General features: G+C 62.5%; 16 protein-coding genes. 9 read left to right on the top strand and 7 right to left on the bottom strand.

Features of this window, described 5'->3' with window-relative positions; translation table 11 throughout:
* Positions 1-11: 11 nt before the first annotated feature.
* Together AC3YMN_RS05065 and AC3YMN_RS05060 are read right to left on the bottom strand one after the other, a co-directional pair.
* Positions 12-323 carry a hypothetical protein gene (locus AC3YMN_RS05065; protein WP_206524720.1) on the bottom strand — a complete coding sequence of 104 codons (312 nt, stop codon included), beginning with the start codon at positions 321-323 and terminating at the stop codon, positions 12-14.
* 27 nt (positions 324-350) lie between these two features.
* Positions 351-5,696 (bottom strand): DUF4082 domain-containing protein, encoded by a 5,346-nt coding sequence (locus AC3YMN_RS05060; protein WP_489889145.1) that lies wholly within the window; start codon positions 5,694-5,696, stop codon positions 351-353.
* 618 nt (positions 5,697-6,314) lie between these two features.
* Here AC3YMN_RS05060 and AC3YMN_RS05055 point away from each other — a divergent pair.
* The gene (locus AC3YMN_RS05055; protein WP_489889144.1) at positions 6,315-7,622 is read left to right on the top strand and encodes a glycosyltransferase family 4 protein; all 1,308 of its coding nucleotides are present in this window, start codon (positions 6,315-6,317) and stop codon (positions 7,620-7,622) included.
* Here AC3YMN_RS05055 and AC3YMN_RS05050 read toward each other — a convergent pair.
* Positions 7,579-8,511 (bottom strand): glycosyltransferase family 2 protein, encoded by a 933-nt coding sequence (locus tag AC3YMN_RS05050; RefSeq protein WP_489889143.1) that lies wholly within the window; start codon positions 8,509-8,511, stop codon positions 7,579-7,581. The two genes, AC3YMN_RS05055 and AC3YMN_RS05050, sit on opposite strands and share 44 nt — an antisense overlap.
* Before the next feature lie 286 nt (positions 8,512-8,797).
* Here AC3YMN_RS05050 and AC3YMN_RS05045 point away from each other — a divergent pair, with 286 nt between their 5' ends.
* The gene (locus AC3YMN_RS05045; protein WP_489889142.1) at positions 8,798-9,688 is read left to right on the top strand and encodes a glycosyltransferase family 2 protein; all 891 of its coding nucleotides are present in this window, start codon (positions 8,798-8,800) and stop codon (positions 9,686-9,688) included.
* Here the strand turns inward: AC3YMN_RS05045 and AC3YMN_RS05040 are convergent.
* Positions 9,685-10,920, bottom strand: coding sequence for a glycosyltransferase family 4 protein (locus tag AC3YMN_RS05040; protein WP_489889141.1), 1,236 nt, complete (start codon positions 10,918-10,920; stop codon positions 9,685-9,687). The genes AC3YMN_RS05045 and AC3YMN_RS05040 overlap by 4 nt on opposite strands.
* Positions 10,920-12,287 carry an O-antigen ligase family protein gene (locus AC3YMN_RS05035; RefSeq protein ID WP_489889140.1) on the bottom strand — a complete coding sequence of 456 codons (1,368 nt, stop codon included), beginning with the start codon at positions 12,285-12,287 and terminating at the stop codon, positions 10,920-10,922. Before AC3YMN_RS05035 ends, AC3YMN_RS05040 begins: the two co-directional genes overlap by 1 nt.
* A gap of 289 nt (positions 12,288-12,576) precedes the next feature.
* Between AC3YMN_RS05035 and AC3YMN_RS05030 the strand changes: the two genes are divergently transcribed.
* The 4 genes from AC3YMN_RS05030 to wecC all read left to right on the top strand — a co-directional run bounded on the left by AC3YMN_RS05030 (position 12,577) and on the right by wecC (position 18,148).
* Positions 12,577-13,554 carry an FkbM family methyltransferase gene (locus tag AC3YMN_RS05030; RefSeq protein ID WP_489889139.1) on the top strand — a complete coding sequence of 326 codons (978 nt, stop codon included), beginning with the start codon at positions 12,577-12,579 and terminating at the stop codon, positions 13,552-13,554.
* A 360-nt stretch (positions 13,555-13,914) separates the two neighbouring features.
* The gene (locus tag AC3YMN_RS05025) at positions 13,915-15,744 is read left to right on the top strand and encodes a M10 family metallopeptidase C-terminal domain-containing protein (RefSeq protein ID WP_172123509.1); all 1,830 of its coding nucleotides are present in this window, start codon (positions 13,915-13,917) and stop codon (positions 15,742-15,744) included.
* A 266-nt stretch (positions 15,745-16,010) separates the two neighbouring features.
* Complete coding sequence (locus AC3YMN_RS05020) at positions 16,011-16,862, top strand: WecB/TagA/CpsF family glycosyltransferase (RefSeq protein ID WP_489889138.1); 852 nt, start codon at positions 16,011-16,013, stop codon at positions 16,860-16,862.
* 26 nt (positions 16,863-16,888) lie between these two features.
* A complete protein-coding gene (wecC, locus tag AC3YMN_RS05015) occupies positions 16,889-18,148 on the top strand; it encodes a UDP-N-acetyl-D-mannosamine dehydrogenase (protein ID WP_489889137.1) in 1,260 nt (419 codons plus the stop codon).
* Here the strand turns inward: wecC and wecB are convergent.
* Positions 18,121-19,299 (bottom strand): non-hydrolyzing UDP-N-acetylglucosamine 2-epimerase, encoded by a 1,179-nt coding sequence (gene wecB, locus AC3YMN_RS05010; protein ID WP_489889136.1) that lies wholly within the window; start codon positions 19,297-19,299, stop codon positions 18,121-18,123. The genes wecC and wecB overlap by 28 nt on opposite strands.
* 460 nt (positions 19,300-19,759) lie before the next feature.
* On the opposite strand from wecB, the gene AC3YMN_RS05005 reads away from it, so the two are divergent.
* Positions 19,760-20,443, top strand: a complete 684-nt coding sequence (locus AC3YMN_RS05005; protein WP_489889135.1) for a sugar transferase — start codon at positions 19,760-19,762, stop codon at positions 20,441-20,443.
* A 13-nt stretch (positions 20,444-20,456) separates the two neighbouring features.
* On the opposite strand, the gene AC3YMN_RS05000 is transcribed toward AC3YMN_RS05005, so the two are convergent.
* Complete coding sequence (locus AC3YMN_RS05000; protein WP_489889134.1) at positions 20,457-21,767, bottom strand: polysaccharide biosynthesis/export family protein; 1,311 nt, start codon at positions 21,765-21,767, stop codon at positions 20,457-20,459.
* Between the two features lie 193 nt (positions 21,768-21,960).
* Here AC3YMN_RS05000 and AC3YMN_RS04995 point away from each other — a divergent pair, with 193 nt between their 5' ends.
* The gene (locus AC3YMN_RS04995; protein ID WP_489889133.1) at positions 21,961-23,511 is read left to right on the top strand and encodes a GumC family protein; all 1,551 of its coding nucleotides are present in this window, start codon (positions 21,961-21,963) and stop codon (positions 23,509-23,511) included.
* Positions 23,508-24,284, top strand: coding sequence for a CpsD/CapB family tyrosine-protein kinase (locus tag AC3YMN_RS04990; protein WP_172123516.1), 777 nt, complete (start codon positions 23,508-23,510; stop codon positions 24,282-24,284). The genes AC3YMN_RS04995 and AC3YMN_RS04990 overlap by 4 nt, the downstream gene beginning before the upstream one ends.
* Positions 24,285-24,531 lie beyond the last annotated feature (247 nt).

The following is a 24,531-nucleotide window of genomic DNA, read 5'->3' as shown; positions in this document are numbered from 1 at the left end:
ACGGGAACCGGCTAGGAGTCGAAATTGGGTGAGGCGCTTTGCTGGCTGTTGCCGTTTGCCCTGGGCGGATTCACCGGAATGACATTGCTCGGTTCATTGCGTCGAATGGCGCCGGCCTCGATCAGTCCGTTCATGGCGTTTTGCAGCACCTCGAAACTGTTGGCAAACCCCTCTAGCGACATGACGATGCGCTGCCGGTGTTCTGGTATCGGCTGGCCGCCCGTATCGCGCATGGTTGCGGAAAGGCTGACCAAATCGATCCGCACCACCGTCCCCGTGACGGTGATCTCCCCGATGGCATCTGCATAGAGTTCGCCTTGCATGACTGCTTCCCTGACTTTGGTTCTGGCTCATGAGGCCAGTGCGTTGAAGATCACATCGACATGGTAGTTTGTGGCGTTATAGCTGCCGTTGGGGAAGGCGCTGGTCCCGCCGTAGGCGAACAGACCATTGCCGCCGCTGGAGGCGCTTGACGGTGCAGTCAGCGGCCCGGAGGTTACCGGGGAGGCGAGGCCAAATGGCGTGGCCGAGTAGTTGCCATTGGTGTGGTAGGAAACGACATAGGTCGTGTTCGCCTCAATGGCGATCGGGGTGGCAAAGGAGGCTGTCTGCCAGCCGCTGGCGGTCTCGTTCTGGAAGGTCACGCTGCCCTTCGACTGGCCGTCGGCAGTCCAAAGCGCGCCCGTGTGCAGCCCGGTATTTTGGGGCCCCTTGTAGAACTTGATCCCGCTCACCACGCCAGCCGCCGAACTGGTGAACTTCATTCCCAGTTGAACCGGACTAGGATCATTGACGGTCACCGTTACGGGCGTCGCCGTTTCGGGGAACAGCGAGATCCCCGTCGCGGCCGGAGCTACCGTCACCGCCACCTGGGCCAAAGCCGTCCCGCCACGCCCGTCAGCCACCGTATAGGAGAAGCCTGCCGGACCGGCGTAATCCGCTGCTGGTGTAAAGGTGACCAGCTTGGTCTGTGGATCAAATACCACCGTGCCATTGCTGGCGCCGCTCACGCCGGTGATCGTGAGCGTATCGCCATCGCTATCGCTGTCATTGGCCAACAAGGACGCGGCCGTGACCTGCATCGCAGCATTGAGCTGCGTGGTGAGGCCGGCATCGTTGACTGCAACCGGCGCAGTGTTGGCGCCCTGCTGATAAAACACGTCCACCCAGTAATTGGTCGCGTTCAGGCTACGGTCGGGCGGGGTATTTGTGTTCTCATAGGAGAACAGCCCGTTGAGACTCCCCGGACTGCTCTGCGGCGCAGTGAGCAGCCCATTTGTTGTAGCAGTGTTGAAGTAACCGGGGCTGGCCGAGTAATGGCCGTTCGGTGCGCGATAGGAAACGATGTAGCTGGTGCCGGCGGAGATCGCGATGGGCGTGCTGAAACTGGCCGATTGCCACCCAGATGCCGTCTCGTTTTCAAAGACGACAGTGCCCATCACGGCACCAGTGCTGGACCATAAAGTGCCGGTATGGGTCCCCGTATTCTGTGGGCCCTTGTAGAAGCGCATCCCCGAAATAAAGCCGCTGGATGCAGCGGTGAACCGCATCCCCAATTCCACTGATCGCGCCTCATTTACGCTGACCGTTGCCGGCGTGACGTTATCGGCAAAGACGTTGCTGCCCACCACTGGCTCGGTGACGGCCACGCCCACGGAAGCTGACGCGGTTCCGCCCCGGCCGTCCGAGACTGCATAATTGAAACTCGCCTGCCCGGCATACCCAGCATTGGGTGTGAAGGTCACGACATTGGTCTGGGCATTAAAGCCCACGGCACCGTTCACCGCGCCACTGACGCCCGTGATGGTCAGCGGGTCTCCGTCCGGGTCATTGTCATTGGCAAGGAGGGTCGGGGCGGCGATCTGGAGCACCTGCCCCTGCCCCGTGACCATCCCCGTGTCATTGGCGGCCACGGGAGCACGATTGACGGGTGGCGTGACGGTCACGGCCACACTTGCGCTGGCCGTCCCGCCCTCCCCATCCGCTACCGTGTAGCTAAAGGAGGCCGCGCCGGAAAAGCCGCTGGTGGGGGTGAAGACAATCGTGTTGGTCTGGACGTTGAACACGGCCGTGCCATTGTTGGACCCGCTGATGCCCGTAACGGTCAGCGGGTCACCGTCGGGATCGGTGTCATTGCCGAGGAGGGTCGAGGCATTGATCGTTAGCGCCGTATTGATGACCGTGTTGAAGCCGCTATCGTCGCCCGGGACAGGGTCCCTGTTGAGCTGAACGGCTGACTCGAACAGCACGTCCACCCAGTAGTTCGTTCCCTTGAAGCTACTGGTCGGCATGAGGTTGTCGGCCCCGTAAGTGAAAACGCCGTTGCCTGCTGCTGGCGCCGTAAGCGGCCCGTTGCTCTGGGGCGCGGTGAAGTAATTTGACGTCGTGGCGTAGCCGCCATTGCTTTGAAAGCTGGCGACATAGGTCGTGCCGGCGGTGATCTGAACCGGATTGCTGAAGAGCACCGTCTGCCAGCCACTGGCCGTTTCGTTCACAAAGGTTGCCGTGGCCAGTTGCTTGCCGGTGCTGCTCCAGAGCGTGCCGGTATGCGTGCCGGTATCGGTAGCGCTCTTGTAGTACTTGATCCCGGTGATTGCCCCGGCCGCGGAAGCCACGAACTTGATGCCCAGATTGACCTCTGACTGGTCCGTTCCGCTCACAACGGCCGGGGCCGCCCCTGGCGCAAACAGCGAGGTGGTGGAAAGTGTCGGCACCACCACCATGTTGACCTGCGCCGAACCGGTGCCACCGCGCCCATCCGACACCGAATAGCCAAACGAGGCTTCACCGACAAAGCCTGGCGTGGGGGTGAAAGTCAGGGTCTGCGCGTTAGCGTCGAAGACCACCGAACCGCCTGAGGCCGCCCCAGCCCCGATAATGGTGAGTGGATCATTGTTGGGGTCGGCATCGTTCGCCAGCAGTGTCGAGGCGAGAAACGTAATCGGCCGATCCCGGAGCACCGGGAAGCCGTCGTCGTTCTGTGGCGCGGGCGGATCATTGGGCGTGGGAACACCGCTATAAACGACATCTACCCAGTAATTGGTGTTGGACTGCGTAACTGGAGCTACGTCTGAGTTGCCGTAGCTGAAGACCCCGCTGGTTGATGTCAGCCCTCCACGCGTTTTGGGCGTGGCAAAATAGTTGGTGGTTGCCGCATAGCCCCCGCGGGTGGACAAGCTCGCCACATAGGTGGTCCCCGCCGTGATGGAAACGGGCGAGTCGAAGATCACCGTTTGCCAGCCGCTCGCTGTCTCCGCCGTGAAAGTAGCCTTAGCCAACCGAACGTCGCCGGGACCCCACAAAGTGCCGATATGTTCGCCGGCATTGCCCATGCCCTTGTAATAGCGGATCCCCACTATGCTGCCCGAAGTGGCAGCGCTGAACCGCACGCCGACATTGACCGGGTTAGGATCGCGGTTGAGCGGGTTGGCCGGAAGATCATTGGGCCCGAACAGGTGACCCGTGCCACCCTGGTCGACATTGACGGTTACCCCGGCGGTCGGCGTTTCCAGATTGATGCTGTCATCCACCGCGCGCGTGCGGATGGTATAGTTGCCGCCCGAAATGGGCGTCCAGCTATAGGTCCAGTTTGTGGTGCCGCTGGCCCGGTGCCACGAGGTGCCGCCATTGGTCGAAACCTCGACCACGGCCACACTCCCCCCGCCGGCATCAGTTGCCGTGCCGGTGATCGTCACTGTTTGGGCAGCAGTCAGCTGGCCGGTTGCCGTTGGCGACGTGAACGTTGTCGTGGGCGCCAGTTCATCTTCGCTCTCGGAAGCCGCAACCAGGCTTTCCATCAGGGTGGCCGGTTGCACCCCCATCTCGGCGAACAGGTTGACCATGGCCTGTTGCACATTGGGATCGGTCGGGGTCGCTTCGTTGTCGTGGTGGCTGTCCAGGCCCCAGGACCAGTAAACCGTGCCGGCACTAAACACCAAGGCGCCGCTGGGCGCCCGATACATGGTCAGGCTGTGGGACGCCGTTCCCGAGCCAACAGCACTGCCATAGTCCAGCAGCAGGCTTTCGACGTCCACAGTAGTAGATGACAGCGGCACCAAGCCCGCCGGCCGGAAACCGTTGTCGAGATCGGAATTCCACTCATAACCGAGCAGGTTCTTGGTGAGCGTATAAACCTCGCCCGGCTCCAGATCGGCAACCTCCGTATTGCTCCAAAAGCGCAGGTTGGACATGTCATAGGGTATGTCGATGGCGTCCAGCCGATAGGAATCGACGGTGAAGATCGTGCCCGTTAGCGCGTTCTCGGGCTTGCCGGAGCCAAGCACCGGGTCGCGCCAGGTGGACGTGGTTCCCTCTGCGTCCGTATTAGCGTTGTCCCAGCGCTCTTTATAGGAGACCAGCGTCTTGTATGGCGTATTGGTGCCATCGATGCTGTTTTCCCAGCGGGTCTCCCAATAAACGTCATTGCCGCTCCAGAACGACAGATTGACCCCCGCATCGCGTGCCGCCTCGACATTGGCCCGCTGCTCGCTCGACCAATATTCGTCGTGGCCGACGGTGAGGAAGATCTCGCCATTAAGCAGTTGGGCTGCGTCCGAGGCGGTGTCGATCCCAGAAATGTAATCGACGTCATAGCCGTTCTGCTCGAGAAAGCGGATCGCGGCATATTCCGCGCCAAACACATAGTTCTGCGGGCCGGACGAGAAACCACCATCGCGTGAAATAATCGGCCGGTTATAGCTGACCGCACTCGCCCGACCCGCCCGGCCGCCCGCTTCAATGCCGCCATAAAGGTTGTAACCGCCCCACCAGTTGTAGGCCTGCCAGGTCGTGTCTGAAGTCTGGAAGGTTATGTCGCTCGGAGCATCATCATCGCGCACGATGAAGGGGATCATGTTTTCCCCGCCTGAGCCGTCAAACCGCGTCAGCTTCGCGAAATACACGCCTGAAACGGCGTCGTCCGGGATTTCCCACGAGGCTGATACTGACCAGTTGCCCGCATCAACCAGCTTGGTTTCCTCATCCTTGTAGGGGATCGGCTGCATCACCGGGGCGGCCAAGTCCCGGTCGATGCTGTCCATCAGCCGGGCACCCGCCCCGCCATAATAGCCCAGCCGGTAGATATCGATGCGATAGTCAGTCGAATCGGTGTTGATCTTGAAGTCGACGGTTTCACCATGATTGCTGGTGAACTGCGCCGCAAAACCCTCGATTGAGGCATCGGCCTTGCCAATCATCCACTCGCTCTCGGGCGTACCCTCTTCCAGGTTTTCCAGCACAATGGCGTTGGGCGGGGGCGCGCCAGGGAGATCGGAAGGAGCCGCCGACGGATCCAGCCCAGTTCCGGGCGATCCCCGCGGCGACGTAGGGGCGGCAATCTCATCGGATGGCTCAAGCAGGATCAGCGTATTGGGCGAATAACCGGTCGGCAGCCCACTGCTGGCCGTCGGCCCACCGGTGCGCACCGAACACATGGTGCAGGCCCGTCCGGTACAGGATCCGCAGGGGGTCGTCGCAGCAGCGTTCAGCCAGCTGCCGCGCCAGTCGGGGCTGGCCGCTCCTGCCGGCGTCAATGTGGGAGTCGCTGCAACAGTCGCCGTTTCGGCGCTGACCTTGAGGGCTGCAGGTGTCGCTGCGCTCGACTTGTCTTCCCGGCCCAAGCTAGCACTGGCTGCAGTTGCCTGGGCAAGATCGGGCGCGCTGCTCGTCGGCAGTTCCACCGAGCCGGCTACAGCCATAGCCACTGCTGCCGGCGGCAACATAGGTGTTGGCTTACTCGCGGAACTGTCCCGGGCGGACAGAGCTAAGTTGGACGGGGACACCTCGGCACTTGGCAGCAGAATGGGCTTTCCCGCTTGGGAAAAATACGTTCCCTTGTCGGTATTTGCGCCGGGGTTTTGAAGTCTGTTCGGTCGATACTGCATCGCGCCGGACCCGGCAGTTCCGACGGAGCTCGCGGCATTGCCCGCCCGGTAGCTGGTGCTTGCGCGTTCGCCTGCCTTGAACTGGGGAGCGGGGCTGCTGAACATCGCGGTGCCGCCCGACGCACCCTGGTAGCGGCCCGTCGACTGGCTGCCGCCGTTGCTGCGATAGGATTTCATGTCAGCCCGCCAAATGCTTGAAGACCATGAAAATTGCATGCGTAGCCGTAAGCCGAAATCAACCAAAGGATTGCTCGCGCCTAGCTCACATTGCAGCCTGATCCGGAAAGATACGCAGGTTGCACCCCGCAGGTCCGCTCGGAGCGGCGCCACTACTCCTAGCCCGTTCCGGTGATTGCATCGCCGGCCGCACTATTCCTAGCATCGGCTGTTCGACCGAGCTCCGCTTGAGGGGCCGTTAGCAGGAGCACCGCCTTGAAGATTCTGGTCTTTGCGCACAAGCTCGAGGTCGGCGGCACCCAGGTTAACGCCACCGAGTTAGCCGCCCAGTTGCGCGATGCGCATGGCCACGATGTCGTGCTTTTCGCCGTGCCCGGTCCTATGGTCGCGCTCGCCGAGGACAAGGGGCTTCGCTATATCCCCGCCCCGACCGGCGCCGGCTATTCCCCTAGGCGGATGCGAGCGTTATATCGGCTAGCCCAAGCCGAGCGCCCCGACCTCATCCATGTCTGGGATGCACCGCAATACCTGGAAGCGATGTTTGCCGTCCACCTTTGGACGCGGGTGCCCATGGTGGTCACCTCCATGGCCATGGTGGTGAACAACGAGTTCCCCCGGCACATCCGGACTACTTTCGGGACGCCCGACCTCGTGGCCCAGGCGGTGCGGTCCGGCCGCCGGGCAAGCCCGCTCTTGCCGCCGGTGGATACCGACTTCAACCAGCCCGACCCCGCGCAAGGCCAGGACTTTCGCGAACGCCACTCCTTCTCGGAGAGCGACATTGTTCTCGTCACCGTCAGCCGTCTTGTGCACTGGATGAAAGCCGAAAGTCTGCGGGATACGATCGAGGCCGTCCGCAGCCTAGGTCACGATCTGCCCCTGCACTTCGTGATCGTTGGTGACGGCACCGCCCGCCCCGAGATCGAAGCGCTATCCGAAGAGGTCAACCGCGAACTCGGCCGCACCGCCGCGCATGTGATCGGCCCGATGCTCGATCCCCGTCCCGCCTATGCTGCGGCTGACATCGTCATCGGCATGGGCGGATCCGCTTTGCGTGGCATGGCTTTCGCCAAGCCGGTTATCGTAGTGGGCGAACAGGGGTTCTCCGGCGCTTTCACGCCCGAAACGGCACCGAGTTTCCTCCAGATGGGCATCTATGGCCTTGGCGACGGCCAGTCCGGCCGCGCGCAACTAACCCGGCATATCGCCGAGCTTGCGGCCGCCCCCGAACGTCTTGCCGAACTGGGCGCGTTCGGCCGAGCCTTTGTCACCCGCAATTTCAGCCTGGCCCAGGTCGCGCGCGATCTGCACCAACTCATGGCCGATTGCGTCGTCGCACAGCCGAGCTTTGGGCAATTTGCGGCCGACATGACGCGCACAACCGCGCTGTTCGTCGCGCATCGGCTTCTTCCCTATCAATGGCGCGCCCGGCTCAGCTGGGCCAAGTCCAGGCACCGCCAGCAACTGCTAACCTCCGTCCAGTTCCGGGGGCAGGCTTCGGCGACCCTCGACTTGCCGACTAACCCGACTGCACCAAGCCAAGGCGCTGGCCCGCCAGCGTAACCCCGCCGCGGAGTTTCCGGCTCAAGCTTTCAAGAACCGTCATCGTGCTGGGCGGATAATGAGCAATGCTGGCCAGCAACAGGCGCCGCGCCATTCTGGGTTTGCCGGTCTTGAACAGGACGCGGGCAGCGTTACGCATGATGGCAGCCTTTTGCCGCGGATAACGCTGCAGCAGTTGCTTATTGTTCTTGGCAATCAGCAACTCGCCCAGCATCTGGCGGCGCGAGTTCATCGAGATGCTGTCACCCGACACAAACCCTAGCACTGCCGCGTCGGTATGCTCGAAAATCTTGGTGTGCTGCGCCAGCCGAACCGCAAATTCCCAATCCTCATTGGCCCGGGCCCGCTCATCGAACCAAGGGCCTGGCGGCATGCAGTCGGCTCGGAACAGCGCGCACTGAACGCTTAGCCGGTTCTCATCGAGCAAGCGGCCCACCTGGTCACCAACTGCGGGCAATCGCCCCTTGGGCGAGGGCGTCACCGAAACATAGCCCGGCCCGTATCGGAGCCGGTCGTCCCGTCCATAATAGATCTTGGGCCCGGTCACCGCACCGAACTCGCCTCCCAGCCCTGCTAACAGCACAAGCTGCGCTTCGAGTTTGCCGGGCAGCCACAGATCATCGCTATCCTGAAAGGCGATGAATGCGCCACGCGCCTCGTCAATCCCGCTATTGCGCGCCGCTGCCGCGCCGCCATTGACCGGCCGGCGAACCAGCCGCACCCGTGGGTCATCGATCTGCTGCACCAACGCCGCGATATCCTGGGTAGAGGCGTCGTCTACGACGATGAGTTCGAGATCCTGGAACGACTGGGTCAGAACTGAACCCATCGCGCTGGGCAAACTATGGGCTCGGTTGAAGGTTGGCAGGATAACCGAGATGATTGGCATGAATGCGCTCTGCTTGATTTTCGGCACGACCCAACTCGGCCGCACGGCTCTGTGCTGGCGACAGTAAGAAGTTCACCCCCGCAAGGGAGGCTACCCAAAGGACAGCTGACCCAAACCATTGGGCGTAGCCCACGGCGTCGCCTACATCGAAGCACGGATCGATGTTGCCGCTTCACCCTGATTGCTGAGGTGAAAAACCGCTGGAGATCAACAAGGATAACAACCAGTTCCGACCCTTGCTGTCCATGGCGCGGGAAACCGGGCATGCCTTTACGGAGACACTGAATTGAACGCGATCGCTGAACCGGCCGAGCGGCTGGCCATCATCATAGTGGCCTACAACAGTGCCGATGCCCTGCCCGGCTTGCTCCACTCGATCCAGCAGCACCGCACCGAAGTCGCACGGCTGGACGTCTTTGTGATCGACAACGACTCCCACGATGACTCCGTCGCTATTTCCCAAGCCCATTCTGTGGGCGCCATTGTCGTGCCAAGCCGCCGCAATGGCGGCTATGCGGCCGGCATCAATATCGGTGCGGCCCTGGCCGGACCTGAGGCGCACCTGCTGATCCTCAACCCGGACACGAGGCTCCAAACGGGCACCCTGAGCCTCTTGCTCGAGCGTATCGCCGATCCGCGGATTGGGGTTGCCGTGCCCAAGCTGCTCCACGACGACGGCACCCTCGCCGCTTCGCTGCGGCGCGAGCCGTCGGTGATCACCGCCTGGTCCGACGCTTTGGTCGGCACCGCCGTCGCCGCCCGCATGGGCTTGGGTGAAATCGTCGCCAGCAAGGACCTTTACGAAAACGGTGGGGAGATCGAATGGGCCAGCGGCGCCGCCTTGCTGGTCTCAGCGGAGGCGCGCCGCGCCGTCGGTGAATGGGACGAGTCCTTCTTTCTTTACAGCGAAGAGGTCGATTATCTCCGCCGCGTCCGGGTCGCAGGTTTTACCCCGGCCTATGTCGCGCAAGCCCATGTCACCCATAAGGGCGGCGCCTATCATGAGAGCACCTATCTCTCGGCGCTGATGACCACGAACCGCATCCGCTACTTCCGCCGCCATCATGGTCCGCTGGCCACTTGGGCCTTCCGGATGGCGCTGATTGTGGGCTCCACCATGCGCACGCCCCTTGGCCGCGGCCACCGTGCCGCCCTGCGTGCCGCCCTGGCCGGCTAGCTGGAACCGGCCAGCCGCACGCTTAACTGCCCGGCCTCGATCTCGTCATAGATCGCCTCGATCCGCGCGATACGGGCGGACCACAGGCCGGTCGCTTTGACTTGGTGGTAGGCCGCCTGCCCCATCCGCGCGCGCTGCTCGGGATCGCCGGTCAGCTGCCGAATAGCCGCGGCAACTTCCCGGGCCAGGCTCTCGGGCGTGCTCGCCTGCAGCCGGATCGCACATTGGGGCGAGACCGCGTTCCCCGGTCCTCCTCTGTCCACCACGATCAAGGGCAGCGAATAGGACATGGCTTCCCACGCCACATTGCCACCAGGTTCGCGATAGCTTGGAAATACGAACAGATCAGCATTGCGGTAGAAGGCGTCGAGCTCGGCCCTGGCCTTCCAGCCATGAAAGGTAATGCGGCTGGACACACCCATCTCCCCCGCCAGTGCCTCGCAAATCGACTGCTCGGGGCCGGTGCCCACCACGTCTAGCGTCACCGCAACGTCACTCAGCAACTGCATGGCGCGGACAATGTCGCGCACGCCTTTGGTGCGCACCAGCCGCCCCACAAACAGCAGTTTGACGGGCCCCCTGTCCGTCCGGACAATTGGTTCGGGCACCTGCTCAAGGGCCGTTTCGCTCATGAACTCGAGCCGCTTCAGCGACAACTCCGCCAGCGTCTCGCCCACATAGGGTGCAATGCCCAGCACGCAATCGGCACTTTCATAAGAGGCGCGCAGCAGCGGATCGAACTGAAGGCGATACCGGTCCATTCCCCGCAGTCGCATGAACCAGGGATTGCTGCCTTCTTCCTCCGCAAAGCCGGGCGGCGACGCCAGCGCACCCCCAACGGGGCCGATCACCAGCGGAATGCCCAGCCCCGCCGCCGGCGACGGATAGCGCATGGCCACCGGCGTTGGCTGATGGGCGACATCGAACTGCTCCCCCCGTGCTAGTGCCGTTTTGATCCAGCGGCGCGCGCGAAAATAGAACGGTACATAACTCGGCTTGAGCATGCTGTTGAGCCGCTCGGCACGGGTGAACAAGGCCATTTCGGGCCACTCGATCACCCGCAGCCCCCGCAACTGCTCGGCCGCCGGGCGAGCATTGCGCTTGTGATAGGTCAGAAGCGTCACCTCCGCCCGCTCCGCTAGCCGTGACGCCCACTGGAACGCTACCCAGGCTTCACCGACATCCGCGCCATCGCAAGTTGGCGCAACCAGCAACAATTTGCGACGACCCATCACGCTCTCCCAACCCCTCGCTGGGGAGGCGGCTCCCGTTGGCTGCCTCGTACCATCGACGGGCGAGCCGGCCGAGGATCACGCGGTGCCCCGCCCTCGCGAGCCGGCGCCACCGCCTCGACGCGTCTTCCCTCAAGCACATCCATCAGCCACAGCCCGCTGCCCATCAAAAACATGAACAGGACATAGGTCGCGTTCCAGTAGTGAACGGTCCACCCGACCACAAAGAACCCGGCCATGCAGATGAGGTAGCCCATCCGATAGGAATACTCCCTTGGCGGCAAATTGCGCTTGCGCCCAACGCCGATCGTGCTGCCCAGGAAAGCCGTGAACATCATCAAGCTGGCGGGGATTCCGAACACGATGGCGGGATAGAGCCAGAACATGTCGATGCTCTGCGTCATCCAGGACGGGTGGTCCCACATCCCATAGCCGACGCCGAACCAGGGATGGTTCAGGGCCGATTCCGAGCCGAAATTCCAGATAAGGACGCGATAATAGGCGGACTCCCCATCGAGCGCGATGGTGGATAGCAGCACATTGGGCAGCGGCCGCTTGGCGAAAAGTTCGATGGCGAGGAGCGCAAGGCCGATCATTACAAGCAAAATCGTCCAGCGTGCCTTGAAGGGCCGCAACACCCACCCCCACAACAGCAACAAGATTTGCGCAACGAGCCCACTCATCGGCCCGGCTGAGAGCGAGGTGAAGGAGGTGAGCGCCACAAGGAAGGCGGTGCTCCAGCGGCGCCAAACCGGCCGCTCGTAACCCAAGACTGTAAAGCTGAGGGCCAGCGCGCTTCCGGTGCAGACACCAAAAAGGATCGGGTGATCCAGAACCGACTGCACCCGCTCCAGCCCCAGCCGCCCCGGCATCCTGAACTCGTTGATCGACGACATCACGGAAGAAAAGGTCCGCAACAGGATGTTCTGGCCTGTCACCGTTTCAATCAAAGCAAATGGCAGCAGGAGGAGAATGGCCGTAACCAGCACCGCGCACAGTCGGCGAAAATCCTCGGCAGTCCGGATCAGGGTTCGGGCAAGGAAATAGCTGCCCACCGTTTCCATGCCTTGCACGCCTCCGGACTGGAATCCCACATCGCCACCATGATTGACCCCAAGGCTGATCGCGCCCCAAAGCGCATATCCAAGCACGGCAAAATCGGGGAGACGTACCGGCCCCGCCCTGCCGCTCGCCCACAGCCACAAACAAGGAATGGCCGTCAGCAGCAGCAGGAGCCGGTAAGGGCTGATAACCAGCGCCCCCACATGGAACAGCCAGGGCACGAACAAGGAGAATAGCAGCACCGGAACCAGTGGGTTCAGACCCTTGACGCGATCTGCCAACGGGGGTGCTTCCCTCGCGCTCATGCGCGCGCCCTGATTTCGGGTTGCAGTGGACCGAAGCCCACTTGCGGTTCGCCCGGCCCCGGCAATTGCGACTTGTTCCATCAACCCTACCAGCAAGTCCCGGTCAGCCCCCGTCTTGCTGCAGACTAGAGAACCGCGTGAGGCTCTCAACTACATCCTTCGGATCAGTCCCTCCTCCCGTGACAGCCTTGATTGGCTAATGCGGGCCGCCTTGTCCTCCTGAATGCTCGCACCTGGGACGCCTAGCATCTGCCGGCGCTGAACAAACTCGAGCAAGCGGAGGAACAAAGTGAACGTAAACAACCGCCTTGCATCCATGCTGGCTAGCTCCCGGTCGCACGCCCACAAGCTTGGCTGGGGCATGCGCTCGGTAGGGATCACGGCCACGCTTCGGGGTGCTGTGCGTTCCGCCCTTCTCCATCTGCAGCGCCCGCAACACGCCCAGATCAAGCTCGCCTCCGGCCCTGTCATTGAGTTCGATTATCCCAGCCAGGTTCCCACGGCGCTCGTCATGTTCGGTGACCTGATCGATCCCGAATTCGCATTCCTGCGCCGCATTGCCCGGCCAGACTGGATCGTCGCCGATATCGGCGCCGCTATCGGGCAGTTCGCGTTATTTGCCGGCTGTCTGCCAGTTGCTTGCGTCCATGCCTTTGAGCCGAGCGGGGCCAATATCCGCACCCTGCAGCGCAACATCGAGCGCAATCGGCTCGCTGACCGCGTCCATATCCATCAGCTGGCGCTCGGTGAAGCCGAATATGAGGCGGTATTCGAAACCACTGACCACACCTGGGTCAGCCGTCTGGCCCAAAGCTCCGGCCATTCGGGGGCCGTAGAGCAAACCGAGACGGTGCAGGTGCGCACCCTCGCGGGAGAGCTCGAGCACCTCGGCGTTGACCATCTCTCCCTACTTAAGATCAACGTGGCTGGCTTTGAAACCGCTGTTCTAGCCGGCGCCGAACCGCTGCTCAGGCGCGGCGGCGCCGACATTCTGGTGCTGCTCCTCGGTCTCGCATCGCTGCCAGAATATGCCAAACTTGCGGGCTGGGGTTACCGCTTCTTCTACTTCCATCCGCGCGAAGCGGCCCTCTATGAGGTCACCCAGTTCGATGCTGCTGCCGTTCTCGATCATCGTCCCTGGCCAGCTCGCCACATCATCGCCATCCATAATGCGGCTCTGGCACGTGGCCTGATCGGCGACTTGGCCGTCAGAAAGCCCCATGCTGCCCCGGCAGCTCCCGAACCACGTGAGTTGGAGCTTTCATAATCCTTGCCTGTACTTAGATAGTACTCGGCAAGAAACAGAACGAATCAGGATCAACAAGCCCCTTCCACCATCAAATCTCACGGAAGATGTTGCATACCTGCATCATCTGGGTTGAATCCATATACTTTCCCGCCAAGAACCTGGCGGAGTATTGCTCCAAATGGGGCAGCTCTTCGACCACCGCCAGTTCAAGAAAACGGAATGTCGATCAACGGATTGCCTGGAAAAACGTGACGCCGGCGCGTTTGGCATGTGGCAGCACTATGGCGGATCATCCCGATGGGAACACCAACTGGTCCCATTCCGCCGTCACCTAATACCGCGCATCCAAACGGGGGTGCGGTAATTCAGGAGACGTACATGCCCTTGGATCTCACAAGGACGCTGCAAGGCTTCCCTGACGCGGACAGCACCGGCGTTCGGTCAGGCGTGAATCTTAAACAGGTCGGCGGGTTCACCGTCACCGAGGACAACGCGGTGATCAGTGGGCTCGATATTCGCGGCACTCTGACCATCGAAGCAAAGAACGTCACCATCGTAGACTGCCGCATTGTCGGCAACAGCTACAACGGCATCATCTCGCAGCGAAACGACGTAACCGTCGAGCACTGTGACATTGTGGGCGGCACCAACGGGATCTCCGGGTCGGGGACCTTCCGCTACAACGACATTTCCCAAGTTGACAACGGCATCAACGTTTATTCGCCCAGCGTGATCGAGCACAACTACATCCACGATCTGGAGGGCGGTCCCGACGCTCACTACGATGGGATCGAGATCAATGGTGGCGGCGGTTCAGCCGAGCAGACCATCATCCGCCACAACACGATCATCAATGATCACGGCCAAACCTCCGCGATCATGATCGACAACTACTTTGGCGGTGTCGGCAATATCCTTATCGACAACAACTACCTGACCGGCGGTGGCTACACCATCTACTCCGATGGCCGGTTCACCGACGAACAGATCAGCGGCGTGCAGATCACCAACAACGTTCTCGGCGAAGGTCAATGGGGCTACTACGCCTTCTTTGAGAACCGCCCCCAAGTGTCCGGCAATACCGAGATCGGGGACCTTTGGCCCCTACCCGACTCTGGCGGCGCTCCCAACGAGCCGGCTCCTCAGCCACAGCCACAACCGCAGCCTGATCCTGATCCTCAGCCCCAGCAGCCCGGTGGGACCGGCACTGATGCCGCCGACACCCTCACGGGGGATGGCGCTGCCAATGTGCTGGATGGCAGGGCCGGCAATGACGTCATCAATGGCGCCGGTGGCAACGACACCATCATCGGTGGTCTGGGCCGTGACACCCTGACCGGCGGCGCTGGCAATGATCTCTTCGTCTTCAAGAACGTCGCCGAGATGGGCCGCAGTGCCTTTAGCCGCGACGTCATCACCGACTTCACTCCGGGGCAGGACAAGATCGATCTGTCAGCCCTTGACGCCAATAATCAATTGGCGGGCAAGCAGGGCTTCACCTGGCTCGCCCAGGACAATGCCAGCTTCACCGGTCGTGCCGGTGAATTGGCCTGGCACACAGAGGCGGGCGCGAACCGAACGGTGATCCAGGGCGACACCAATGGCGACCGTATTCATGACTTCGAAATCCAGCTCAGCGGCATCGTCAAGCTTAGCGCCAGCGATATTGCCGGGCTGGCCAGCGGGACTACCCCTTCCCCCGCTCCTGAAGTGCCACCCGCCACTGTTATTTCCGGCACCTCCCGCAGCGATAATCTGGTTGGCGACGACGGCGCCAATTCTATCGACGGGCGCGGCGGCAATGACACGATAGATGCTCGGGGTGGTGCCGACACCATTATCGGCGGCTGGGGCTGGGATACCATGACTGGGGGCGGAGGAGATGACACCTTCGTCTTCCGCACCGCGGCGGAGACGGGCTCCTATGTCGGCTCGCGTGACGTCATCACCGACTTCGAGGCCGGTCGGGACACGATCGACCTGTCCAGCCTGGACGCTGACCCCAATGTCGATGGCATCCAGAGCTTCTCCTTTCTGGCCCGGAATGGCGCCAGCTTCACCGGCACACGCGGGGAAATCGCCTGGCACACCGAGCCCGGGCAGAACCGCACCGTTGTCCAGGGCGATGTAAACGGAGATGGACGGCATGATTTCGAAATCGAACTCAGCGGCACCGTCCAGCTGACCGCAAACGACTTCCTGTTCTAGTCCCGCATCAACCCGTGAGGGCCGGCGTCAACCGCGTCGGCCCTCAGGCTTAGCAACTATGGTTATCGCTGCACTGCGCGGTCTGCCCGAGCCCCCAAAAGCTAGCGAGAACGAACTATCGACAAGCTCGGCTACCTCCGCCCTCAGTCCGGTCGCTCCCCGCCTAAGCCCACTAGCTTAAACTCCCGCAAATTGGGTTTATTGCGACCCCGTCAGCGACGCACCTAGGCTCCCTGCAGCAGAAGAAATCTGCCGGAGGAGCCTCCATGCAACAGGGAGTTCATTCACCCCAGGGGCGGCCAGATGACCCCTCACAGGGGCGAGCCATCCCGGATCGCCGCCTGCTGTTTGGCGTGCAGCTTGATGCCGTGTGCATGGAGCAGGCGGTGGATCGTTGCCGCGAAGCGATGCTCACCCGCAAGCCCCTGCTGATCGGCGTCGTCAATGCCGCCAAGATCGTCAACATGCGGCGCGACCCGCAGCTCCAGGAAGCCGTGCTCGATTGCGACATGGTGCTGGCCGATGGCCAGTCCGTCGTCTGGGCCAGCAAGCTGCTGCGCCGGCCCCTGCCCGAGCGCGTCGCCGGCATCGATCTCTTCGAACAGTTGCTCGATATGGCCCACCGTGAAAGCCGCAGCGTTTACCTGCTAGGCGCCAAGCCGGAGGTACTCGCCCCCCTCGTTCGCCAGATCGCCACGCGGTGGCCAGGGTTGCGGATCGCTGGAAGCCAGCATGGCTATTACGCCGAGGCGCAGGTCGAGGATGTAGCAGCCCAGATCAGCGCCTCGGGAGCCGATATGCTGTTTTTGGGCATGGCCTCGCCGCGCAAGGAAATCTTCCTCAAGCGCTTCCGGCACGAGCTGGGCGTGCCGATCCTGCACGGGGTCGGCGGTTCTTTCGACGTAATGGCCGGCCTCACCAAGCGCGCTCCGCGCAGCTGGCAGCGGCTCGGCCTCGAATGGGCCTACCGCCTGCTCCAGGAGCCCGGCCGCATGTGGAAGCGCTATCTCGTCACCAACACCGCCTTTGTCGCCCTGACCCTGCGCGAAGCTTTGCGCCCGGCCGGCGCCCTTTCCCCCACCCCGCCAGCTGCGCCGCCGCCGCGCACCCCGGCTTGATGTCTGCGGCTCACAGGATCGAACTCATGTTGAACGAAGTCTTCAGCGGCACGCTGGCCGTAATCGGGATGGGCTATATCGGCCTGCCCACCGCTACCGTTCTCGCCACCCGGGGCATCCAGGTCGTCGGCGTGGACGTCAATCCGCGCATCGTTGAAGCGATTTCGCGCGGTGAAACCCCCTTTATCGAGCCTGACCTGGCCGTCGCGGTAAGCGGCGCGGTCGCGATGGGTCGCCTGTCCATGTCGCGCGAGATCCCTGAGGCGGATGCCTTCATCATCGCCGTGCCCACCCCATTCAACCCCGATCACACCGCCGATCTTTCCTATGTCCAGGCGGCGGCCGAGCAGGTCGCGCTCAAGCTGCGCCCCGGCAATATTGTGGTGCTCGAATCCACCAGCCCGCCCGGCACCACCGAACAGGTCAGCCGTTGGATCGGTGCGGTCCGGCCCGATCTCAAGATGCCCCATATTGTTGGGGGCAGCGCCGATGTTTACGTCGCCCACTGCCCCGAGCGGGTGCTGCCGGGCCGCATCATGATCGAGATGATCACCAATAATCGCGTTGTTGGCGGACTAACCACCACTTGTGCCATCAAGGCGGCCAGCATCTACCGGGTCTTTTCCCAAGGTGAGATCCTCCTCACCGACGCCGCCAGTGCTGAAATGGCCAAGCTGGTGGAAAACGCCTACCGCGACGTCAACATCGCCTTTGCCAATGAGCTCTCCCTGATCACCGAGCACCTGCGGCTCGATGTGTGGGAGGTCATTCGCCTCGCCAACCAGCATCCCCGGGTCAATGTCCTGTCACCTGGACCCGGTGTTGGCGGCCACTGCATCCCGGTTGATCCCTGGTTCATCGTCGCGGCTGCACCGGATACCGCCAGACTTATCCGCACGGCGCGCGAAGTGAACGACCACAAGCCCCACCATGTCGCCAATCAGGTCATCGCCAAGGCGCAGCGCTTCCGCACGCCCTCCATTGCCTGCCTTGGGCTCACCTTCAAGGCCAACGTGGATGACGTCAGGGAAAGCCCGGCCATCGATGTGGTGGGCTTGATCGCCAATGCCCTGCCGGAGGTCGAGATCATGGTGGCCGATCCCTATGTCAGCGATCTCCCACCCAAACTGCACAGCAATGCCAATCTGCGGCTGGTGCCCGCCGGGCAGGCGGTGGACGAGGCCGATATCATCGTGCTGCTCGTCGAGCACGATGCCTTCAAGGCGCTACGTCACAACCGGCACAACGGCAAGGTGGTTTACGACACCCGCGGTGCCTGGGCCTGAGCGGCATCGAGGCCGGGCGCGAAATCCACCGGGCGTTCAGCCACGAGGCCGAAATAATGCGCAATTGCCTTCACGCAACGATCTGAGGCATGGCCGTCGCCGTAAGGGTTGACGGCCTTTGCCATCGCATCATAGGCGGCCCGGTCGGTGAGCAACCGGCTCACCTCGTCAAAGATGCGGTTCTCATTGGTGCCAACCAGCTTGACCGTTCCTGCCAGCACAGCTTCAGGTCGCTCGGTGGTTGCCCGCATCACCAGCACCGGCTTGCCAAGGCTGGGCGCCTCCTCCTGCACGCCCCCGCTATCGGTCAACACAATGTCCGAGGCCTGCATCGCGCCCACGAAGTCGCTATAGCCTAGCGGCTCGGTGATGAGCACGTTCTCCAGATGCTGCAGATGCGGCAGCAGGATCTCGCGCACAGCCGGGTTCAGATGCACCGGGAGCAACAGCTGGATGTCGGGGAACGCCTTCGCGAGGCGGGCCATGGCGCGCGCTGCCTGCGCCATCGGTTCCCCCCAGGACTCGCGCCGATGGGCGGTGATGAGCACGGTGCGGCGCCCTTGTAGCTTGAGCAGGTCTGGATTTGCCGGCGGCAGCTGGAGCGCCGCCACTTCCAGCAGCGCATCGATCACCGTATTGCCCGTCACGGCGACCGCGCTTGGCGAAATCGCCTCTGCCACGAGGTTCTGCCGCGATGTCGCCGTGGGTGCCAGATGCAGCTCGGCGATCCGGGACACCATGGTCCGGTTCACCTCCTCGGGGAACGGATTATAGTTGTTGTGCGTCCGCAGGCCCGCCTCCAGATGGATCACCGGCACCCGCTGGTAGAATGCCGCAAGCGCAGCGGCAAAGCAGGTGGTGGTATCTCCCTGCACCAGCACTGCGTCCGGTTGCTCCTCGGCAATAATGGCAGAAACCCCTTCCAGGGCTCGGCAGGTGATTCCCGTCAGCAACTGGCGCTCCGTGATGATGTTGAGATCATGCTTGGGGACGATGCCGAACAAGGCATTGACCTGGTCGAGCATCTGTCGATGCTGCCCCGTTACCGCAACCACCGGCTCGACCAGCCCCGACTCCGCCAGCGCCGCCACCAGCGGCGCCATCTTTATCGCTTCGGGTCGGGTTCCATAGGCCACCAGTATCTTGGGCATGATCTTGTCCTTGTCCACGCCCCGGTCGGGCGCGGAAAGACGCTAGGGCGCGGCTGCCACGATCGGCATAATCACATCAACCTAGTGGGCGGATCGGCAATCACGCTTGCTCCCTCCACCGTATGTCGCGGCAATCAATTAGATAGGTCGGGCGCCAGCGGCAGGCGGAAACGGCCTAGGCCGAGCCGCACCCGTAACTCGTTGAGGGTACTTAAACCTACGGAAACCCTCGCAATTATTGATACGAAGCCGACTTCACCTAAGGCGCTCGGAGCTTGTTGGGGTTCCTCTCTGCGACAGCTTAATCCCCTCGGCGAGTTTTGCCCCCGTGTGGGAGGTCCTAACGTCCCAGCACGCAGGAACTGCATCCGCATGAGCTTTGGCGGCAACAACTGCCCCGGCTGCCGCCACTCGCCAACATCGGCATCTGGCGCCTGCCATGCAACAAGCGAGGCCTATGATGTTTGACAGTTTCGTCGGCAAGCCGGCCAAGCCCGGTGCCGGTGTCGCCCCCAGCAAGCGCCGGCTCGCCCTCGCCCGCCGCTTCTATCAACCGACCAAGCGCCTAAGCGATCTGGTGTTGGTACTGGTGTTCGGGCCACTGTTCCTGCCGCTCATCGCGATGCTTGCCCTGCTGGTGCGCCTTGATGGAGGGCCTTCATTTTATCGCCAGCCGCGCCTGGGGCGTTACGGGCGCGTGTTTCGGCTGGTTAAGCTTCGCACCATGGTGGTGGATGCCGATGCCGCGCTGGCCCGGCATCTCGAGAGCGATCCAGCAGCACGCGCCGAATGGGCCGCAACGCAAAAACTGCGCCGCGATCCGCGGCTGACACCCATTGGCGGCTTCCTCCGCCGCTATTCGCTCGATGAACTGCCCCAGCTCTGGAATGTGCTGATCGGGGAAATGAGCCTTGTCGGCCCGCGTCCCATGCTGCCCTCCCAACGCCCACTTTATCACGGCACCGCTTATTTCGACATGCTGCCGGGACTGACCGGCCTTTGGCAGATCAGCGAGCGCAATGACTGCTCCTTTGCCGCCCGGGCCGATTACGACACGCGCTACGGGCAAATAGCCTCAGTCGGCACTGATTTCCGCATCCTTTGGCGCACGGTTGAAGTCGTGTTCCGCGGCACCGGTTGCTAGGCTGCCGCCTTTCCTAGGGAATGATGGCGAGGTCCACCGGGGCCGCCGTGCCGCCGGGCGTCTGCGCTGGTGATCGTCCCGGTAGTTGCACCTCCAGCGCTACCCGCACCAGGTCTCCCGGCACCAACACGCTGGCTTCACTGGCGTCCAGCGACACTGTTTGCTCCCCTTCCTGGCGCAATATGGAATAGCTGATCCCCGTTTTCGCCGTCTGGGCCAGCGTGGCGTTGGCGTCGAAATCCATCGATTGGCGCAGCATGCGCATCGTTGCTGTTTGGTTGAGCATCAGCTTTTCCAGCGTCGCCTGCTGTTCTTGCAATTGCGCCGCAGCATAGGATTGCTGCTCGTCCTGCAGCTTGGCCAAGTCCCGCTCGGATCGGTTGAGATTTTCCCGCGCCGACATGGTGGCTATCAGATTGTCCAGCTTGTCCGAGCGCAAATCGTCGAGGATCCGTTCCGCATCGGTCAGGCGCGCCACGGTCGACGACCCCGACGCCAGCAATGCCGTTAGTGAGTCCACCTGTTTTTGTGCCCGCACGATCTGCTCGTCGAGGGCCGTCGATTTCTGTTCCAGCGCATCGATCTCGGCCTTGTAGAGTACGGCCAACTGCTCCAGCCCGATCTGCTGGCGCAATAACTCGTTGGTGTGCGCATCAAAGATGCGCCGCTCCTGTTCCATGATTTCGGCCACCACCGGATCGGCAGAGTTGAGCGTGGGGTCAAACGTGATCTCAGGCTCGCGGGCAAATTCGGCCTTGAGCCGCGCCAACCGCGTCGTGGTGCGCAGGATATCGCGGCTATAACCCTCAAGGTCCCATTGCAGCTTGATGGTTTCGGACAGGCCCGAGGCCCCTTCGATCCGCTGCTCGCCCCCGGCCAACGCCATGGCCTGGATCACCGTCATGCCGGGGCGATAGCTGTATGCGCCCGGCGCTTCGACATTGCCCACCACATAAACCGGCGGATATTCCAGCACCTGCACCGACGCATTGGGCGCATCGAGCAGCCCCAGCTCGGTCTGCAGCAACTCGCCGATGCGGGTGCCAAGATCCTCGGCGCTCAGGCCCGAGACATCCATGGGCCCCAGCGTAGGGACCGCCAGCGAGCCATCGGGCCCGATCACGAACTCTCCGCTCACTGCGTCCCAGCGCTTGTAGTCGCCCGTTGCCGGAACAAACTGCACTACACTGATCCTGAGCTTGGTCAGCGGGGCAAGTGGCGCCGGCGCCGCCATCGCCATGGAGGCGAACGAAACGCCCGCCAGCAACACCGCCAGGCGCATACGGCGCCGTATCGCCAGCGAGAAATCGTGCAAGTTCAACATGGTGGGCCCCGCTCCAGCAGCATTGCCTGATCGTATCGCGAGGCGGGGGCAAAAGAACCAGCTACAGCGGCTTAGCTCCAGCGGCCTATCTTATTCCCGGTCTCACCCGTGTTGGCGATGGAGCCGCTGATGAGTCGCGCTCTAGGTTCGTCGCCAGACAATTTTGGCTGAGGCGCCGCTGCAGACCGGTCGGGTGAGTGACGTGAATGCACTGAGCAATATCGACTTCAGATTTTATCTATCCCTCTTTATGCGGCGCTTGCCGCTTTTCCTGATCGTCCTGGTGATCGCGACAAGCGCCGGCGTGATCGCCACCGTGTTGCGCCCCATCGTCTTTCAGGCCACCGCTCGCATTCTTGTTGAATCCCCGCAGATCCCGGCAGAACTCGCCAAGTCCACCGTGCCTACCGGCGCGGCCGAGCAGTTCCAGATCATTCAGCAGCACGTGCTTTCGCGCGACAATCTGCTCGCCCTCGCCGACCGACTGGCGCTCTATCAGGGCCGCCCACCAATGTCGCGCGCCGAAACCTATGACGATCTGATCCGGCGCCTCGAAATCGCGCCCACCCATATTGAAAGCGGCACCGGAGCTGTTGCCACCGTATTCCGGATAGCCTTCAAGGCGGGCGACCCTGATAGCGCCGCGAACTTCGTCAATACACTCGTGACCCAGATCCTCGACAAGGACATCCAGCTGCGCACCGGTCGCGCCACCGACACCGTCACCTTTTTCGATGGCGAAGCGGCGCGGCTCGATCAAGCCCTGCGCGAAGCGGACAGCAGGATTCTTGCCTTCAAGAACGAGCACATCGACGCACTGCCCGACAGCCTCGACTTCCGCCGCGAGCAGCAAACCGTTGAGCAGCGACGCCTTTTGGTTTTGGCGCAGGAAGAATCAATGCTGCGCAAGCAGCGCACAGACCTCGAATCCCGCCCGCTGGAACTTGGCGTACTACCGACTTCCCCGGTAGAGCAGAACCTCCAGGCGCTGCGCCAATCACTGGTTCAGCAGCAGGCGCTGTTTGCCGAAGACAGCCCGACCATCAAGGGACTGCGTGGCCGTATCGCCGCCATCGAGGGCGATCTTGCCGGAGCCAGCTCTCAACCCGGCTCCGACCGCCCCACCAACGCGCGCCAGTTCCAGATCGCTGACATCACCGACCGGCTCGCCGCCATCGCTCAGGAGCGCGAGCAGGTCCAGCGCAAGATCGCCGATCTCAGCGCGTCCATCGCCCGCACCCCGAGCAATGAAACCCGGCTCAATTCGCTCCTGCGCGATCATCATAACCTGCAGGCGCAATACGACCTGGCTGTAGCGCGCCTCGCCGAAGCATCCACGGGCAAGCAGATCGAGCTGCTGCTAAAGGGCGAACGGCTTTCCCTGATCGAAAGCGCGGTCCCGCCGCGTAACTTCCAAGGATTTGGCACCCGCATGCTGCTGTTCGCCAGCCTCATTGTCGGCGTGCTGGCCGGTCTTGTCGCCGTGGTCGTGCCGGAGTTCTTCAACCGTCGCATTCGCCGTCCAGCCGAGCTCACATCTCGCTTGCAGATCGTCCCCTATATCACTGTTCCCTATATCGAACGCCGCATTTTTGATCATCGGCGCCTCGCAATGAGCGTCGCGGCGACTCTCACCATTCCCGTGGTGCTGCTGGTCGCCGGCATCTATCTTTCTCCGCACAAGAACATCATTGGCCAGACCCAGGCCGCGACTGCCTCACCCTTGCCGGGAGTTCAGCCATGACCATCGAAGCCGAACGCCACGCCGCCGCGACGACTTTCCCGCTAAAGCCCACGGGCGCCGGTTCCCTTGCCTGGTCGCAACTGACCGACCTGCCAGTGGACCCGCGCTGGCTCACCAAGCAGAAGATCGTTTCCTTCCAGCGCCGGCACAAGGCTGCTCTCGCCTTTGACATCTTGCGCACCAAACTGCTCAAGGCCGCCCGCGAGCAGGGCTGGAAAACGCTGGGCATCACCTCGCCCGATGCTGGCTGCGGCAAGGCGACCATTGCGGCCAACCTGGCGATCAGCCTGACCAAGCACGAGCAGGTCCGCGTCGCCCTTGTGGATATCGACCTGCGCCGGCCAGGCATCGCCCAGATCTTTGCCCATAAGAGCCGCTACAGCACCGAGGAATTCCTGCGCGGCGAATGCCTGCCCGAAGACTTCCTGGTCCGCGTCGGCGACAATCTGGCAATTGGCGCCAGTTCCGACTCAACCGGTTACCCAGCCGAACTGCTGCACGGCCCCGGTGCAGCCCAAATGCTCGAACGCTTGCGCCAGGGACTGGGCGCCGACATGCTCATCTTTAACCTGCCTTCCATGCTGGAAAGCGATGACTGCCTGGGGCTCTTGCCCCAAGTGGAAGCCGCACTGCTGGTGGTTGGCGCCGACCACAGTACCGTCGATGACATTGATGTATGCGAGCGGGAGCTGCGCGCCCAAACCCGCATGCTCGGCGTCGTGCTCAACAAGTGCCGCTACGCCTTCGACCAGAACGTGAACTTCCAGCTTTAGCGCAGTCCCGGCCCTGCCGGACCGCGGCCCCGCGCCCCGCCACGGCTCGTTTGACGCGACCTCCCCATCGTTTCCCATCCACATCTCGAACAAGGTGCGGCTTGCCACGTCCACCGCAGAGTTCCACGGCGACCCATAACTATCCCGACGGGAGTGCCCCGCTCAAAGGACGGGTGCGGACCTCGGCAATAAATCCTTAAGCTTACGGGGCACGCGCCGACCAATAGCCCCGGCAGCGATTTTAGCT

This window comes from Devosia sp. Z11_6, assembly GCF_058133665.1.
The sequence above is the reverse complement of the archived record's forward strand: the minus strand, read 5'-3'. Positions and strand labels throughout refer to the sequence as shown.